This is a genomic window from Bifidobacterium pseudolongum subsp. globosum (assembly GCF_004155535.1).
Taxonomy (GTDB): domain Bacteria; phylum Actinomycetota; class Actinomycetes; order Actinomycetales; family Bifidobacteriaceae; genus Bifidobacterium; species Bifidobacterium pseudolongum_C.
In genome coordinates this window covers 141,763-159,678 of sequence record NZ_RYUH01000014.1, presented here as the reverse complement: position 1 = coordinate 159,678, position 17,916 = coordinate 141,763, and the positions used below count along the sequence as shown (strand labels likewise).

12 protein-coding genes are annotated in these 17,916 nt (G+C 53.1%); 9 read left to right on the top strand and 3 right to left on the bottom strand.

Annotated features, from left to right (window positions below; genetic code table 11):
• Positions 1-3 precede the first annotated feature (3 nt).
• Together PG2093B_RS07610 and PG2093B_RS07605 are read right to left on the bottom strand one after the other, a co-directional pair.
• Positions 4-567: a low molecular weight phosphatase family protein gene (locus tag PG2093B_RS07610; protein WP_120359712.1), complete on the bottom strand. Its 564-nt coding sequence runs from the start codon at positions 565-567 to the stop codon at positions 4-6.
• A 139-nt stretch (positions 568-706) separates the two neighbouring features.
• Entirely contained in the window at positions 707-1,798 is a 1,092-nt protein-coding gene (locus PG2093B_RS07605; protein ID WP_129897974.1) for a polysaccharide pyruvyl transferase family protein, read from the bottom strand.
• Between the two features lie 200 nt (positions 1,799-1,998).
• On the opposite strand from PG2093B_RS07605, the gene PG2093B_RS07600 reads away from it, so the two are divergent.
• The 8 genes from PG2093B_RS07600 to PG2093B_RS07565 all read left to right on the top strand — a co-directional run bounded on the left by PG2093B_RS07600 (position 1,999) and on the right by PG2093B_RS07565 (position 12,174).
• Positions 1,999-3,408, top strand: a complete 1,410-nt coding sequence (locus tag PG2093B_RS07600; RefSeq protein ID WP_129897973.1) for a Maf family protein — start codon at positions 1,999-2,001, stop codon at positions 3,406-3,408.
• A gap of 233 nt (positions 3,409-3,641) precedes the next feature.
• Positions 3,642-4,559: a glycosyltransferase gene (locus PG2093B_RS07595; RefSeq protein WP_129897972.1), complete on the top strand. Its 918-nt coding sequence runs from the start codon at positions 3,642-3,644 to the stop codon at positions 4,557-4,559.
• Positions 4,556-5,695: a polysaccharide pyruvyl transferase family protein gene (locus PG2093B_RS07590; RefSeq protein WP_120359370.1), complete on the top strand. Its 1,140-nt coding sequence runs from the start codon at positions 4,556-4,558 to the stop codon at positions 5,693-5,695. Before PG2093B_RS07595 ends, PG2093B_RS07590 begins: the two co-directional genes overlap by 4 nt.
• 24 nt (positions 5,696-5,719) lie before the next feature.
• Complete coding sequence (gene menD / locus PG2093B_RS07585) at positions 5,720-7,501, top strand: 2-succinyl-5-enolpyruvyl-6-hydroxy-3-cyclohexene-1-carboxylic-acid synthase (protein ID WP_129897971.1); 1,782 nt, start codon at positions 5,720-5,722, stop codon at positions 7,499-7,501.
• Positions 7,502-7,610: 109 nt separating this feature from the next.
• A complete protein-coding gene (locus PG2093B_RS07580; RefSeq protein WP_129897970.1) occupies positions 7,611-8,753 on the top strand; it encodes a glycosyltransferase family 1 protein in 1,143 nt (380 codons plus the stop codon).
• A 1-nt stretch (position 8,754) separates the two neighbouring features.
• The gene (locus PG2093B_RS09170) at positions 8,755-9,873 is read left to right on the top strand and encodes an EpsG family protein (protein ID WP_129897969.1); all 1,119 of its coding nucleotides are present in this window, start codon (positions 8,755-8,757) and stop codon (positions 9,871-9,873) included.
• A 12-nt stretch (positions 9,874-9,885) separates the two neighbouring features.
• The gene (locus PG2093B_RS07570) at positions 9,886-10,551 is read left to right on the top strand and encodes a DUF1919 domain-containing protein (protein ID WP_129897968.1); all 666 of its coding nucleotides are present in this window, start codon (positions 9,886-9,888) and stop codon (positions 10,549-10,551) included.
• Positions 10,552-10,731: 180 nt separating this feature from the next.
• Complete coding sequence (locus PG2093B_RS07565) at positions 10,732-12,174, top strand: lipopolysaccharide biosynthesis protein (RefSeq protein ID WP_242502864.1); 1,443 nt, start codon at positions 10,732-10,734, stop codon at positions 12,172-12,174.
• A 75-nt stretch (positions 12,175-12,249) separates the two neighbouring features.
• On the opposite strand, the gene PG2093B_RS07560 is transcribed toward PG2093B_RS07565, so the two are convergent.
• Positions 12,250-14,070 (bottom strand): AMP-dependent synthetase/ligase, encoded by a 1,821-nt coding sequence (locus PG2093B_RS07560; RefSeq protein WP_129897967.1) that lies wholly within the window; start codon positions 14,068-14,070, stop codon positions 12,250-12,252.
• Positions 14,071-14,331: 261 nt separating this feature from the next.
• On the opposite strand from PG2093B_RS07560, the gene PG2093B_RS07555 reads away from it, so the two are divergent.
• The gene (locus tag PG2093B_RS07555; RefSeq protein WP_129897966.1) at positions 14,332-17,889 is read left to right on the top strand and encodes an ATP-binding cassette domain-containing protein; all 3,558 of its coding nucleotides are present in this window, start codon (positions 14,332-14,334) and stop codon (positions 17,887-17,889) included.
• Positions 17,890-17,916: the final 27 nt, after the last annotated feature.

The following is a 17,916-nucleotide window of genomic DNA, read 5'->3' as shown; positions in this document are numbered from 1 at the left end:
CGGCTACTCCGCGTGCTCGGCTTTGCTGGGCTCGAGCGCTTGCGCGATGTCTGCGAATGCGTAGCCAATCTGGTCATGTGCATTCTGGAAGGCAGCGAATTCCTTGCGGTAAGGATCGTCAATGTCTTCTGCGGCAGGCAGCGCGTGCCGCACCATCGAAGCATTGTAGATGACCTCGCGCAAGCGGTTTTCCACGGTGTTGCTCTTGAGCAGATGGTGGTCGTTGAAGTACCTGCACAGGTTGGCGAAATCACTGAGCACGAATGTGCGTGTGCGCACACGTGGCGCCAGCGCGATGATCTTATTGCGCTGGCGCTCGGTGAAGCACAGAATCAGATCACTGCTCATCGCGAGTTGCGGGGTGAGGCGTTTGGACCGGAACCCGCTTGCATCGATGCCGTCGAGTTCCATGAGTCGGGCGCTCGACGGATCGATGGGGTTCTCGATGAGACCTTGCGTACCCGCGCTATCGGTCTCGATGTCGTCATGATGGAAGAACAGCGGGAACATGAGCTCTCCCATGGGTGAACGGCAGATGTTACCTGTGCAAACGAACAGCACCTTCATGTATTGGGCCCTCCTACGAATCCACTCGACTGCGCTTCATTGTGTGGCCGCTGCAGCGTTCTGGTCCTTGTACTTCCATCATCATAGAGCGCACAGCCTACGAAGATGTTTCTCCTCGGCGTACACCACCGACACAATCCTAGTCGTGCATCGCCTCCGCAAGCCACGCGTGCGAGCGCTCGCGGTGCTCTGCGAGCAGTCGATCGACATTCTCATAGTCAATCGTTGGCGCGAGGCCGGCGTCCATCATCACCGATTCGAGGTCGAACAGGCGGAACAGTGTTTCCATTCGCGAATTCATGCTGGATTTGCCGGTCATGTTCGCGCGATTGAATACAGTGAATTGCTTGTGGAACAGCATTGAGAAGCAGCATGCGTGGTATGAGTCGGTAAACACGTATTCGGTTTTGGAGAACAGCTCCACGAAGTCCTGCGGGCCGGCCAGATACGTCTGGGGGTCGCGCATGTCAAGAATGCGGCGGATCTTGCAGCCGTGTTTTTTGGCGTATTCCTGAATGTTCTTCTCCTGCTCGTCGCTCGGGTGGCCGAGGAAGTAGGTGAGTACGTATTTGTCGTCTTTGGGCACAAAACCCTCGGTGATGGCCTTCCAATCATCGGCGGTCAGCATGAGCGTGGGGTCAAGCACCACAGTGGCATCCAGACCTGTCATCTCCTTCACCAGTTCGGCGCCACGGAACTCGCGGACCGAAATTGCCTTGAGCTTCGGCAGATAGCGCTTGAAGATCGCCTGCGCGTCGTCATCGATTGAGGAGACCCCGAAACTCGCGGCATAGCTGATGACGGGGCAGCCGGCTGGCGCGAACGAGCCAAGTGCCAATCCAAGATCGCGCTTGGTAATCCAGTTGTAGTTCCAGATCTGGTCGGAACCAAGGACCACACGGTTGTACGTGGCGCCTTGTTTGGCGGTGAGCCCCTTGTAGTCGGTGAGCGTGAAGCGGTCATCGGGAATGTAGCGTTTGGTGAATGCGACGCATTTGCGGGTGCGCTGCAAGTCGAGCAGTTTCTGCCCTCGCACAATATTTGCGCGTAGACGTTTTGCTGTCTTCTTGCCACTGCGCACGAGCCTGTGTTTAAACGTGGGGAGATTGGACTGGAAACGGGCTGTTGTGGTCTTGCCGTACCCATCTGAGAGGAGCTGAGTCAGCGCATAATTCTGCAGTCTATTGCCGTAGTTTGTGTAATCGCTGATAGTGACGATTAAATTGGTCATAGGTCTCCAATCCTGCGAACGTATAGTGACATAATAAAGCAAACGGTATGAAGAGGGGGCGCCAAGCGGCAATGCGAGCGGAATCTTTACTGATTCCGTGGTTTAGCTGTGGTCCTCATGCATGAGTACGGCGCCGAAGTGGTGTTATATGCTGGGGTCACTTTACTGCATATGCTGCGGCAGCAGTATGGTGGTGGGCTATGAGTATTCCGCTGATTCTCGCTTCGAAATCCAAGCCACGCCGCGACATCCTGTTCCATGCCGGCATCTGCCCCACCATTCGCGTGTCGCATGTGGACGAAGACGCCGTGCTCGCCAGAGCGGCCGACGAACAGGGCGTCTCTGTGGACGAGTTGCCGATCGACACCAAGGTGATGCTGCTCGCGGAAGCCAAGGCGTTCGCCGTATACGAGGCCTATCTTGCGGTCGCCAAGACCGCGCGCGAGGCAACGGGAGAACGTGTGACCGGACGCCCGCTCGACGCCGTGACTGCGGATGACCCGGCCGCGGCGCTCGCCGACGATGCTCGTGCCGAAACACAGACCCGCGATTTTTCCAGTGTGCGGATTCCGCGCACCGAGGAGCCGCTGCAGCAGGCGCTCGCCGCTGAAGGGCGCGGGCTGACTGCAGTTGGGGTGGGACCGCTCATTTTGGGTTGCGATTCGATGTTTTTGCTCGATGGCAAGGCGTATGGCAAACCGCATACGCCGCAGGTCGCGCGCGAACGCCTGCGCCGGATGAGCGGTGCGACCGGAGAGCTGTGGACCGGCCACTGCCTGATTGATTTCACGACCGGCCGCGTGGCGAAGGACGCAAGCAAAGCAACGCTACACTTCAGCGAGTTCTCGGACGCGATGATCGATCGGTACATCGCCACCGGTGAACCACTTGAAGTGGCCGGATCATTCACGCTTGACGGTTTCGGTGGCGCATTCATCGAGGGTATCGAGGGTGACCCCAGCGGAATCATCGGCCTCAGCCTGCCACTTGCGCGCCAGTTGACCGAACAGTTGGGCATCGAATGGACCGACCTGTGGAATGTGACGCGCGATGAGCGTTTTGAAGTGGCTGCGCCGAACAACGGTGGCAAGCTGCCGCCGAAAGAGAACGTGCGCCAGCCTGGCGATGGCTGGGTTGAGTGTGCGTGCGGCCGCAAACATTGGGGCACCAACGGCGCTGCGGGTGTATTGCTCGCACGCAGGGATGCACAGACCGGCGAGGTGACGCATATCGTGATGCAGCACCGCGCGGCGTGGAGTGCAGAGGGCGGCACATGGGGGATTCCCGGTGGGGCCATTGCCGATGGCGAGAATACGATCGAGGGCGCGCTGCGCGAATCGTTTGAAGAGGCGAACATCACACCCGAAGACATCGAAGTGGTCGGCTCGTATTGCGAAGACCATGGCCCGTGGAGCTACACCACGGTGTTCGCGTTCGAGAAGCCAGGCCACGAGGTGCACCCCAAGGCGAACGACGATGAGAGCATGGAGATTGTATGGGTGCCGATCGATGAAGTGCCCGACCGCAAGTTGCTCACCGCGATGCGCACTGACTGGCCGAGCTTTGAGCGGCGTCTGCGTGCGTTGGCGGCGGAATATAAGGGCGAGTGAGATATTACTGGTGTGGTATTGGGAAGTGACCGGTAAAGAGCCACAAGGCTGTTAATCAGCGATGGGGTCAATGATGAGATATGCGAAATGGAGTGTATAAGGTGTACAGCAGCACTTTGTTAAGGGAGAGGTGCTGATATAGTAATCACCTGAATGCTAGGCTGAGGCTGTGCCTTGGTCTATGGGTTGGTAAGAAGCGAGGCAGAGGATGTTAGGTATAGAAGGGGGCGGACGTGCACGACATCACAACTGAGTCGGCGCATTTTAGTGATAATGAAAGTAATTATGTACTGGAATCCCATTCTTCGCATGAAGAGTCTTTTTCTCCTTATAGCGTTCTTATGAGTGTATATGCCAAAGAACGCGCCAGTTATCTTCGTGAATCTTTGAATAGTATGCTGGACCAGACCATGGTGCCCGAACAGATTGTTGTAGTGGAGGACGGCCCCCTCACTTCGCAGTTGACTGAGACACTTGAGCAATTCCAAAAACGGTACCCTGAGGTGTTCACCATTGTGCCTTTACCCCAGAACAGTGGTTTGGGTACTGCGCTGGCACGTGGTATTTTGGCATGCCGAAACGAAATAGTGATCCGCATGGATTCAGATGATTATTCTTTCCCGCAGCGAGCGCAGAGGGAAATAACTGCCATGGAGCAGCAACGGCTTGATATTGTGGGATCCCAGATAGTTGAATTCATCGATAGCCCGACTACTCCGATTTTCGAGTCCAATCTTCCCTGTACGCAAGAGGGTATTACGGCATATTCAAAACGACGTAATCCATTTCGGCATCCTTCGGTGGCATTCCGGAAAACAAAAGTCTTGTCGGTGGGGAATTACAGTAAAGAGTACCTATATTTTGAGGATTGGGATCTCTTTAACCGCATGTTGGCTGCAAATTGCAAAGCCGCCAACATAGATGAACCTCTAGTGGCGATGCGGGTTAGCCCGAACTTCTATGAGAGGCGTGGTGGTTTAGAATATATTGGTCATATCTGGAAATTCAAGTATGCACAGTATCGAAAAGGGTACTTTAGCTTCCTTCAATTCATCACTACAGTAACGCCACACATTGCTGTATGTATTCTTCCCAATGGAGTTCGTTCCCTAATCTATGCAAAACTGCTTCGGAAAGGAGTACGTCGATGACTGAGAACCAGCAGACAGTCGCTGTAATGACTCTGCACAATTCCCCCAACTATGGTTCTTGCCTGCAGACCTATGCCACGCAGACGGTTCTTTCTGACGTAGGCGTGACTCCTCGAATCATTGATTACTATCGCGAGGATGCAATTCCGGAGAACGAAACGGATCGTGCTCTGAATGGGCAATTAGTCAAAAAGATGCCGATATTTCGTTTACCTGGAGTGAAGGCCTTGGCCCGGATCCCGGTGAGCCGGATTGTCGCGCGCCGCGCCGCGCCGTTAAATGAATTCCGTCGTTCGCGCCTCGCTTTGACGGATCACAAGTATTACTCCTACGAGGATTTAGAAGCTGACCCTCCTCAGGCCGATATTTACTGCACTGGTTCAGATCAGGTCTGGAATAGCGTATGGAACAAAGGTTTCAACAAAGCCTTCTATCTTGAGTTTGCGCCAGCAGAGGCAAAGCGCATTGCGTATGCGGCCAGTATTGGGAAGTCATCGTTAGAGGAATGGGAAAAAGCCCCGATGCGCGAGGCTCTTCTGAAGTATTCGCATATTTCAGTGCGAGAAGAAGAAGCTGTGGAACTCTTGGACTCCATCGGTGTTCATGGAGCGGTTCCCGTGATAGATCCCACGCTTATGCTTGACCGAAGTGCATGGGGTCGTATCGCGAGCAAGGAGTCCGTGCCCGAACAGCCCTATATCCTTATCTACCAGCTCAATAAGAATCCAGAATTCGACCAGTATGCGCAAAAGTTGAGCAAGAAGTTGCATCTACCGTTGTACCGCATTGCATACGGGGTCCATGAGAAAAGAAAAGGTGAACATACCATTGTCTGCCCTAAGGTGGAGGAGTTTCTTGGGCTCTTCATGAATGCTGAGTATGTTCTCACTGATTCATTCCACGGTACTGCATTTTCTTTGAATCTTGGACGTAAATTCGTCTCCATCAGTCCAGGACGTTTCTCTGGCCGCATCATGAACCTGCTCAAAATGACAGGGGTCACAGATCATTATCTTGAGGATTATCGCGATGTAAAGATTGCTGACAATCCTATTGATTTTGGCTATGTTCAGAGTGTATTCAAAGACAAGCGGCTCAGAGCGGAAACATTCCTTCGTAATGCAATCAAGGAATGACTATGACTAGTTGTGGGAGAATACATGTATACAGAAATTAAATCTTATCAAATCATCATTCAATTGCTCAAAGAGCATGGAATTCGCCATTGTGTGCTTTCGGCGGGTTCTCGAAATGTGCCATTTGTGCATTCCGTGGAAGAGGACCCATTTTTCACCTGTTATTCCATCACAGATGAGCGTAGCGCTGGGTATTTTGCGTTGGGGCTTTCGCAGCGTTTAAACGAGCCTGTAGTCATTTCCTGCACTTCTTCAACGGCCACGTGCAATTATTGGCCACCAGTTGCCGAAGCCTTTTACCAGAAAGTTCCATTGATTGTTCTGACTGGTGACCGGGATTACGAGATGCTGGGACAGTGGGAAGATCAAATGATCGATCAGGTTAATATGTTTGATCGTCATGTGCGCAAATCGGTGAATTTGCCAGTCATTCGAGATGATGATGATTATCTGTATTGCTGCCGCTTGGTCAACGAGGCATTACTGGAGTTGGACCATAACGGTACCGGCCCGGTTCATATCAATGTACCAATGAAGTATTATAGCACGTCTTTCCCATTGCGACGGCTTCCAGAAGTTCCTGCTATTGAAAGGTTGGACTGGGACTCCTCCCGGGATGATTGGATGAAGAAGGTTAGGAAACTGGAGAAGGCTAAGCGCATTCTTGTTGTTTGTGGTCAGGAGAATTGCGTATCCCCTGAACAGCAAGATCAGATGAGTGAGTTCTTCCATGCGTTCAACAGTGCTTTAGCTGTTGATTACATGTCGAACGTGGAATGTGAAGGCATGTTTAACCCATCGGTCTGCATGGATACGCGGTTCATCAGTGATAAGAAATTCAATGAACTGCTGCCTGACATCGTTATATCATATGGCGGGATGATTTTCTCTGGCTTGAAAACTATGCTACTGAGGAACCATGGGAAATTCGAGCATTGGCTGATTCAGCCTGACGGAATGGTGTGCGACCCGTTCAAAAGTTTAACAACCATATTCGCGTGTAAACCTGACTATTTCTTTGATTTCTTCGTGGAAAACACGATCGAAGAAACCGTTAATGACAGGAAGTACTATCAAGAGATCATGTCTTATGCTCAGACAGTAAAAGACTATGATTTCCCTTGGTCCAATGTATATGCAATAAAGAACATGGTAACCCGAATTCCTTCTGGTTCGTTGCTGCATCTGAGTATTAATAGTTCCATCAGAATAACGAATTTCTTTACACTTAATCCAGATATTAGCGTATATGCAAACATTGGTACACATGGGATTGATGGCTGCTTGCCCTCCTTCCTAGGGCAGTCGGTGGCAAATGTTGATACACCAAGCTACCTTATCATCGGGGATCTTTCGTTCTTCTATGGCATGAATGCGCTCCGCTCTCGTCATATTGGCAATAATGTGCGAATTCTGTTGTTGAATAATCGCGGTGGTGAAGAATTCTATTACAACGGTATGTGGAGAAACGCCGCTAGTGATTTGCATACGACCGCAAGACATTCCACCAAGGCGGAAGGCTGGGCAAAGGAATGCGGGTTTACATACTTATCCGCATGCGATAAGAAATCATATGATGAGGCGATTGGCCAGTTCATGGGTAGTGATTCCAAGAATCCAATGCTTTTCGAAGTCTTCACCGAGATGAGCACCGATGCCCAAGCTATATATGATTTTTATGATGCTAGCCGCCCCCGCGATCTCGTGTCTGAAGCCAAGAGAAAAGGAAAAGAGCTTGTGAAGAACACTGTGGGCAAGGAGAAGGTGCTTAAGGTGGCACAAACTCTTGGGATCTCACTAAAGTGATCATCTTCGGAATGGACAATGAATCCACGATTCAAAAATGCAAATGGAAAGCGCTAAACAGGCCCTCTCCATCCTATAAGCATTCTGTAGAGGAGGCATGAGAAGCGATATGGCCGGTTCCACCCCTATTCGAGTTTTACAGGTTGTTCCATCGCTTAGCTGTGCTGCAGGTGTGGCAAACTTTGTGTATAACATGGAGTACTACCATGATGAAAAGCGCGTGCATTACGATTTTCTGCATCATGCCATCAGTGATGGCAGATACTTCCATAGCAAACGATACGACGACGAGCTTGAAGCGCATGGGAGTGCCGTATATACGGTGAACTACGCGGGTGACGGTTTGTTGCGGTTTACCCGTGAAGTGCATGCCCTTTTTGAAGAGATAGGTGCATCCTATGATGTAGTGCATTGTCACATGCCCAATTCAGCTTTCACGGTACTGCGAGAAGCGAGGAATCATGGCGTGGAACATCGAATTCTACACAGTCATTTGAATAATTCGTCTGATGTGTTTCTGCATCGCTTACGGAATATGCCACTGAATGCATGGGGCAAGAGGTATGCAACTGATAATATTGCTTGCTCGCAGGAGGCAGGACGTTTTCTGTTCGGTATGAAATCCTTTACGGTAATCAATAATGGCATACCCATAGACAAGTATCTCTACAGCGATGCGGATCGGCGGGTGTTGCGTGCACAGCTCGGGATAGCACCTGAGGAGATAGTAATTGGTAGTGTAGGCAGGTTCGTCAAGCAAAAGAACTATGGTTTTGCGATTCATGTGTTTGCAGAGTTCCATCATTCACACCCGCAATCAAAATTACTGATTCTCGGTGATGGTGAGGAACGAACTGCTCTCGAAGCTTTGTCCATAGAAAAAGGCCTTTCCGACTCGGTCATATTTCCTGGAGTGCGAAATGACATCAATCGCTTTTACTCTGTAATGGATGTATTTTTCATGCCCTCGTTGTATGAGGGACTTCCCGTATCTGCAGTGGAAGCACAAGCTGCTGGGTTACCATGTGTATATTCGGAGAGTGTGCCTCGAGAAACTGACATCACTAATAACGGTATCTTTATCCCTCTTACGTCGCCTGTAAGCGAATGGAGCAAAGGGCTTGACGATAGTATTATGCGAGGTAGGTCGGATAAGAATAATGTAGCGTTGCTTGAGGCGTGTGGTTATTCTGCCGAAGCGAATGCTGAGCTGCTCATGCAACATTACGAAGCGATGATCCGACAGGTTTGAGATGCTCCCATATTTAGCAATTCTCGCTTTTATCCCCCTTGCGGCAGTGACGCTCAGGCCTCAAGAGAGTAAGGGGACTCGTCTTTTATTTTGCTGGTGTATTTTTGGACCCCTAGCTTTTCTGGCGATGGTACGCAGTTATACTGTTGGTATTGATACGTCCCAGTTTGTAACCGCATATAGAGAAATTGGTGAGGATAGAAATTTCTCATTTTCGTCTTATCGGTACGAGCACGGTTTCACATTATTATGTAAAATCCTGAATATGATTTCACCGGAGAGTCAGTTACTGCTTCTGGTTACTGGATTTTTTATAATTTTTTCTGTCGGATATACTGTTTATAAAATGTCTTCGGATGTCGCGTTAAGTGCATTTCTTTTTGTCGCGATGACAAATTATACACTATATTTGAACGCAATGCGACAGGCGATTGCTATTGGATTCATATTACTGGGATATTGTCAAGTAATACAGCGGAAATGGTTCTCCGCTATTTTTTTGTTCGTCTGTGCTACTGAATTTCATCAATCTGCATGGCTAGTGCTACTTTGTTTCGTTATCACTTTGCTTCCATTTTCTTGGAAAACATTTACAAGTTATATAGTGGTTACCGTAATCTGTTTTGTTGGATCAGCACAGTTGTCCGCATCGCTCTCTGCGATTCTTGGAAAGGAACATCTGTATGATCCAACGTTTATGGGTGCAAATTACTTTGGCGCGTTGATACGGCTATTATTTACACTGTCCATTGTGCTCTTATGTTTCCTTTATCTGCCTCCCCGGCGGCCAGCCTGTGGGGGCCGAAGTAATCTAACGAGAACTGCAAGCTTGTACCAACATATCCTCATGCTATGGCTTCTCTTTGTTGCTTTGGGAGTACGAGTTGAAATATTGGCACGATTATCGTATTACTTCGGTGCCATGGTTATTCTGATAATCCCCTTTGCCCTCCGGTCGGTGCCTCAACCAGAGAGAAGCTATGTTCGTGTAGGATTTTGCGCTGTATGTCTTGCTTACTTCTTGATTATAGGTATTGCGAGGCCGGAATGGCATGGCGCTATCCCCTATCATACTGATTTCTCGAGTGTGGCTAATATTTTCAGGAGTATATTCTGTTAGTTTGGAGTTAAAGTGAAAAAAGATTATGTAGGAATAGGCATACGCAAAATTAGAGAAAAGACGAATCCCTACCTTTCCTCTGTTAGAAGGCGGAGGCTGCAGCATAGTGATTTCACGATAATCTCGAATAATTGTTGGGCGGGTACGGTGTACCGTTATTATGGGTTACCTTATCGATCGCCTACAGCAGGCTTGTATTTCTTTGCGGCGGATTATCTAAAATTCGTGTCTGATCTGCGGAAGTATGTCAATTCTCGGCTTTGCTTCATCTCTGCCAGTGAATCTCGCTACGCTGACATTCTTATGCAACGAGGCGAATCGAGTAAAGTAATTGCGCAGCTTGATGATATCGAAGTCGTTTTTCTACATTATTCAACTCCTGAAAAGGCTGCAGAGAAATGGATCCGCAGGTGTAAAAGAATTAATTGGGATAATATATTTATCAAATTTAGTGAGATGAACGAATGCACATATGAAGATCTTCGTATCTTTGACTCTCTGGACTTTGCGAATAAAATTTGTTTTACTTCTCATTATAGTCCAGAAATCAAATGTAGTGTAGAATATCCATATATGATTTCAAGTGATAATCAACTACTTGTGGATACTGATCGATTCCAACACGGTTTCAGTGTGACAGATTGGTTGAATAATCGACCACTATCCTATCCGTTCTAGCTCTAGCGGTTCGTATGGGGACCATGGCGCAATCTAGTTTAGGTGCAGTGAATCTAAACGTATGGTTTTGCAAGGAAGGAAATATTGCAAACTGTATACTACATAAAGCAATAATCAATATACTGTATTGAAATCTATATAATCGTATTATCAATACACATAGATGTGTATATTGGCGTAGTGAGTAAAGGAATGAGAGTGGGAAAATATAAAGAACTTTTGTTAAATATTGCTTTATTTGCATTAAACACTATTTCGACAAAACTTATTACTTTTTTACTTGTTCCTCTTTATACATATTTTCTGACAGCCGCACAATTCGGAATCACCGATATGTCCCTCACCGTTTTGGGCCTAATTTCACCGATTGTGACTCTTTCTGTCGGAGATGCAGTTACACGTTATGTTATTGATGATTCAAGAGAGAAAGAGCGGTATATATCAGTAGGATTTTGGGTTACAGTAATTGGTTGCGTGGTAATGTTGGTGATTCTGCCCATCTTGGATTTGCCCCTATTCGGAGGATTGGGTGACTATAAATGGTATTACATGATATATTTTATTACTTTGAATTATAATGGATATTTAGGTAACGTCGCTCGTGGCTTAGATCGTATCAAACTAATGGCGGCGGCATCTATTGCATCGTCGTTGGTGTCGGCGTCTTCGGCCAGTGTGTTGATTGGGGTACTTGGGTGGGAAACCGAGGGGTATTTTGTGTCCTTGGTGCTGGGCGGTTTGACTTCAATCTGTATGTATCTATTGATTGGTCATTTTGGTCGCTATGTTGGTGTTCCGAAATATAGAAACGATGAAAAATATATAAAGAGAATGTTGCTGTATGCTATACCACTTATTCCAAACTCTATTTTTTGGTGGGTTGGAACCGGTGTTAATAGATTCTTTATTACGGCCATGTTGGGTATTGGCTCCTCAGGTTTTTTTGCTGCGGCGAGCAAAATCCCGAATATTTTGAATTTGGTGTCGTCGACTTTCTGGCAAGCGTGGAGCTTGTCTGCGTTTCAGCAATTTAAAAAAGACGATACAAGTAAATTCTATAGTAATGTCTTTGTTGTATTTCGATCTTTGTGTTTTGTTGTGGCGTCAGGTCTTGTCCTTGGCGCTCCTTGGTTGGCCTCCCTATTATTGCAAAAAAACTTCTACGAGGCATGGATAATTGTGCCACCACTTATTCTCGCGTTCTTATTTAATGCTTTTGCTGGTTTTTATGGCACTGTCTTCACGGCAAGCATGAAAACGACTTATCTTTTGACCTCTACGGTAGTGGCGTCTATGGTTGTGGTTGTCATGACATGGTTTCTTATTCCAATTATAGGTTTATCTGGCGCGGCTTGGGCGCTTGTCGCTAGTAATTTTGTCATGTATATTATGCGAGTATTTCGCTCGAGTACTGTGATTATAATTCATGTCAACTGGCCTCTGATGATCTCCAATACATTGTTATTAATTCTTCAAATATGTGCCATGGTCAATAGGGTAAATAACTATATGACTTTCTCGGCCGTAGTGTTCATTGGGGTATGTATACTGTCGTTTCTTGACTTTTATCCTTCTTTTAAGGTGATATTGAATATTGCTAAGATGAAAAGTAAGAAAAGATAGTCATTAATGAGTTGAAAATATAAATAAACAGAATATACAAAAACTTTCATGTATAGATTGAGCAACGCACTTTCTCTACTGCTTCATCGCGTAGATATCCTTGTCGATCTCCGGCGCAAACACCTCATTCACCTTGGGCCGCACAACCTTCATCGAAGGCGTGAGGCACTTGTTGTCTTGTGTGAACTGCACGGGCAGCACGATGAATTTGCGCACTGATTCCGCACGCGAGACGTCGGCGTTGGCGCGATCCACATACCGCTGGATCTCGGCGTGCACTTCAGGCAACGTGGCGGCCTCCTCGAGGCTGAGATCCGCGGCGAGTTTCTGCGTTGGCAGCCACTGTGCCAGCCCTTCGGGGTCGAGCGTCACCACGGCCGCCACAAACGGCCGGTTGTCGCCGACGACAACCGCATGCTCTACAATCGGGCATTTCGCGATCTCCTGCTCCATCGGGATCGGCGCCACGTTCTTGCCGCCTGCCGTGATGATGATGTCCTTGGCGCGACCGGTGAGCGTGATGTGCCCCTCATCGTCTATCGATGCCAGGTCGCCGGTGCGCAGCCAGCCGTCTTCGGTGAACACCTCGGCGGTTTTCTCGGGCAGGTGGTGGTAGCCCACAAACACGTTCTGCCCGCGCACTTCGAGCTCGCCACTCGATGCGATGCGCACCGACGACCCCGGTACGGGCTGCCCCACGGTGCCGATCGTGTTGTCGGTCACGCGCGTGAACGTGAACGGCGCCGCCGTTTCGGTCAGGCCGTAGCCCTGGATCATCGTCAGTCCAATGCCGTTGAAGAAGTGCAGCAGGTCAAGCGTGATCGGCGCGCCACCTGAAGCGAGGTACTTGATCTTCGGGCCGAACGCGCTGCGGATCGTGCGGTACACGCTTGTCTCGTACATGGCGTGTTCGGCGCGCTGTTTCGCGCTCGGGCGTTCACCCGCCTGCCGCATCGTCGACCATTCGATCGCCGCCTGTGCCGCCTTGGTGAACATGCGGCCTTTCCATCCGGTGCCGGCTTTGCGGGAGGCCGCGTTGTACACTTTCTCGAACACGCGGGGCACACCGAGCAGGAACGTCGGCTGGAACACCTGCATGTCACGCGGCAGTGTCTTCGTATTGGGTAGATACCCCACCACGCCTTCTGCGGAGCCGATCGTGAAGTACTGGATCATGCGCGCGAAGCAGTGGGCGAGTGGCAGGAACAGCAGTAGGCGCGCCTCGCCGGTGATCACCTCCGGCACACAGTTCTGGGCCGCGCGCGTGATGCTCGTGAAATTGCGGTGGGTGAGCTCGGCGCCCTTCGGCGCGCCGGTCGAACCGGAGGTGTAAACGATCGTCGCCAGATCGTCGGCGTGCACGGAGCCGATCCGCTCGTCGAGCTCTTCGTCCGAGACCATGACACCGAGTCCTTCGAGCGCGTTGACGGCGTGCGCGTCGAGCATGAGGATGCGCTCGAGCGCCGGGCACGCGTCAAGCACGGAGTCGAGCCGATCGAAGCGCTCCTGGTTGTCGGCGATCGCCAGTTTGACCGCGGAATCGTTGAGGATGCGCTGGGCCTGCGCTGCGGAATCAGTGTCGTAGATCGGCACGGACACCGCGCCGATGGCCGCGAGCGCGAAGTCAAGCAGGCCCCATTCGATGCGCGTCGCCGAGAAGATGCTCACGGCTTCGCCTTTGCCGATGCCGAACTGGATGAGGCCTTTGGCGATCGCGCGCACATGGTCGTTGAACTCCACGGCGGTCATGGTGCTCCACGAACCGTCGGCCTCCTTGTTCTGCGCAAGTGGCGCGTTCTCCGCGCTGGATTCCAGACGTGTGGTGAGCAGCGAATAGATGGTGGCATCGTCGTCCACGGTGAGTGCGGGGCCGGGCGTGGTGAATTCAGTGAGCATGGGCGGGTGTCCTGTCGATGTATACGGATGCGTAGCCTACGCCATCGTAACCGCGTGCGCTGTGCGCCGCGTTGTGCAAAGAGACAAGACACTCGAAGCGCGCTTTGTAGTTCCATACAACACAATGCCCCCTTTGTGTCTAATGCTGTGGCGTTTGCCATAGGGGTCTGTTGCTCGCGCTGGATTCCTGCTAGATTGGCCGCTGGATTCATGGTCACCGAGATGTCCGGCATGTGGACTGTAGGGATGGAATGAGGCGCAATGGTAGACAAACGGCTGTTCTCGCTCGTGCCCGGCGTACGCGGGCTCGTGGTGGGCAAGATCATCTGCCTGTGGATCGGACTTGTGGCGGACATCGCGCTCGCAGGTGCGGTGACGGTGCTCGTCGCATCGCTCTTCCCGCAGGCGAGTGTGCGCGGCGCGCTGCGGTCGATTGGCATTGCCGGGCCGTCCGATGTCATGCTGATTGCCATCGCTACGCTTGCCATCGCCGTCGTGCGGTTCCTCGCGCATCATTTCGCCACCAGACTCGGCACCGAAGCGGCCGAGCGCGTGAAGCTCGGGCTGCGGTCTGAGCTCTACCGCAAGATGCTGCGCCTCGGCCCGTCGTATGCGCAGCGCGCACGCACCGCCGACGTGGTGCAGCTCACCGGCGAAGGCGTGGACCAGATCCAGAGTTTCTTCGAACTGTTCCTGCCGCAGCTTGGTTTCGCGATCCTCGCGCCGCTCACCCTGTTTGCGGCGATCGCCCCGCTCAACATGCCCACCGCCGTGGTGTTGCTCGTCTGCGCGCCGCTGATCATCGTGATCGTGGGCGCCATCGCCATGACCACAGCAAAGACCTTCAAGAAATACTGGGGCAAATACACCGACATGGGGTCGGTGTTCCTCGACGATCTGCAGGGGCTCGAAACGCTGAAGACCTTCGACGCCGACGCACGCGCCGCCGAACAGATGCACAAGAACGCCGAGGACTTCCGGGTGATGACGATGCGCGTGCTGCAGATCCAACTGCGTTCGCTCACCGCGATGGATGTGGTGGCGTACGGAGGCGCCGCGGCCGGCATCGGCACAGCACTCTGGCAGTATGTGCATCAAGGGCACACCGCCTTCGCTGCCTCAGCGCCGTTCCTGCATGTGTTCAACGGGCCGACGCTCGGCGTGGCGGGTGTGCTGTTCGTGATTCTCGTCTCGGTGGATTTCTTCCTGCCGTTGCGTCAGCTTGGATCGTATTTCCATGTGGCGATGAACGGCATGACCTCCACTAAACGCATCTTCGCACTGCTTGACGAGCCGGACCGCGCCTATGGCGATCGCCGGCTGCCGCGGGGCGCGCTCGATGTGACAGCGCGTGATCTGGGGTTCACGTATGCCGAATCCAACACGCCGGCGTTGCGCGACGTCACGCTGTCGATGCCCGCGCGTTCGCTCACCGCGGTCGTCGGTGAGTCGGGCTCAGGCAAATCCACCTTCGCCGCGCTCATCGCCGGCGAGATCGAAGGGTACGATGGCGCGCTGCGTATCGGGCAGGTGGAAATGCGCGATCTGAGCGAGCGCGCGCTGACCAGTGCCGTCTCCATCGTCGGCGCGCGCAGCCATCTCTTCGCAGGCACGTTGCGCGAGAATCTGCTGATGGCTCGCCCCGGCGCGTCGGAGGGCGAACTGCGCGATGCGCTTGCGCGCGCCCATGTGCTCGATATGGTGGATGCCCATCCGCAAGGACTCGACATGCGCATCGAACAGGATGCGGCGAATCTTTCCGGCGGTCAGCGCCAGCGTGTCGCCGTGGCGCGCGCGTTGCTGCATGACGCGCCGATCATGATCTTCGACGAGGCCACGAGCAGTGTGGACGCCGAAAGCGAGCGGCTCATCATGCGCACAGTGCATGAGCTGGCCGAGCGCAAAACCGTCATCCTCGTGACGCACCGACTTGCGGACGCCGTGGACACTAACGCCATTGCCGTGTTCGACCACGGTGCGTGTGTGGAAACGGGCACGCACGCCGAACTCATGGCGCAAGGAGGCCAATACGCCGCGATGTTCCGCGCGCAGGCGTCGGTGGAGCAGGTGGGGCGGCGTGCGCGCAACCGCGGCATCGCCTATGCGCCTGCACCTGCGCTGGATACTGTGGAACACGGTGTGAAACAGCCGGAGAGCGTGAACACGCAGCGCGCGCCGATGACGACCTTCCAGCTCGTGCGCCGGTTGCTGGGACAGGTGGGCGATCTGCGTCCGCTCATGGTGCTGGCGTGCTGCTTCGGCGCACTCGGGCATCTCGCCGCGACGTTCCTGCCGGTGTTCGGCGTCATGGCGTTGTGTGCGGCGGCCGGGCGGCCGGTCTGGGGCCTGTCCGTGGGCTGGTCTGTGGCGCTCATGGTGGTCTGTGCGCTGATCCGCGGCGCCATGCGGTATTGCGAACAGTACATGAACCACAATCTGGCGTTCCGCTTGCTCGCGCTGTTCCGTGGGCGGATGTTCGCGGCGCTGCGCCGCCTCGCCCCGGCAAAACTGGCAGGCAAAGGCAAAGGCGACCTCATCTCCATGGTCACGACGGACGTGGAACTGCTTGAGATCTTCTTCGCACACACCATCTCGCCAACCGTGATCGCGTTGGCTACCACAGTCGTGTATGCCATCGCGCTGCTGTTCCTGAGCCCGTGGTTCGCGGTGTTGCTTGTGGTGGCGCATCTGCTGATCGGCGTGGCTGTGCCGGCGTGGTTCGCCCGCGCGCTGCACGGGGTCGGCGCGCGCATCCGCAAACAGAGCGCGCAGCTCGACGATGCCGTGCTCGACGATATGCGCGGCCTCGGGCAGATCATCCGCTTCGGGCAGGGCCGAGAGCGGCTTGCGCGCATCGACCGGCGTTCGCGCGCGTTGTGGGGTCAGCGCGTGGAGTTGAGCGCGCGCAATGGCGTGTTCGGCGGGTTCGACCATGTGATCATCGTGGTGGTCACCGTATGCGCGGCGTTGTTCGCTGTGTGCGCAAGCCGCGGCGATATGGGCATGGTCGCGCGCAATGTGACGGCGATGGTGCTCGTCGTCAGTTCATTCGGACCCACGCTCGCGCTGAGCGCACTGCCAGCGAGTCTGACGCAGACATTCGCGTCGGCGCGCCGTCTGTTCGCGCTGGTGGACGAGGAACCGGCGGTCGAGGAACTCGGCACGCTCGAACCGGAGTACAACGGCATGCGCATGGAGCAGGTCACGTTCGCGTACGGCGCGCGCACGCCTGTGCTACGCGACGTAACGCTCGACGTGCCGGTCTCTGGCATCCTCGGATTGCAGGGGCCGTCTGGGCGCGGCAAGTCGACGCTGCTCAAGCTGCTCATGCGGTACTGGGACCCGCAGCAGGGCGTGGTGGCGCTGTCCGGCGACGCACTGCCAGGTGTGGACGCGCACACGCGGCGCCGGTTGCAGACGATGATGAGCCAGGAGGCATACCTGTTCGACGGCACGATTGCGAGCAATCTGCGCATCGCCAACGAACAGGCGGGCGATGACGAGCTGCGCGAGGCGTTGCGCAAGGCGTCGATCCTGCCGCTCATCGAGAGCCTGCCGCAGGGCATGGAGACGCCCGTGGGCGAGCTTGGCGGCCGGCTTTCGGAAGGCGAGCGGCAGCGCATCGGTTTGGCGCGCATGTTCCTGCGGCATGCGGACCTGTATCTGTTCGATGAGCCGACGAGCCGTCTGGACGCGCTCAACGAGGCGTACATCCTGCAGTCGATCAACGAGCTTGTGTCGGAGCGCGATGCCGCCGTCGTGCTTGTCTCGCACCGGGAGTCGACGATGAAAATCGCCGATGAGGTGCTGCACATGTAGTCATGCAGCATAAAGGGTGGGGGTGTC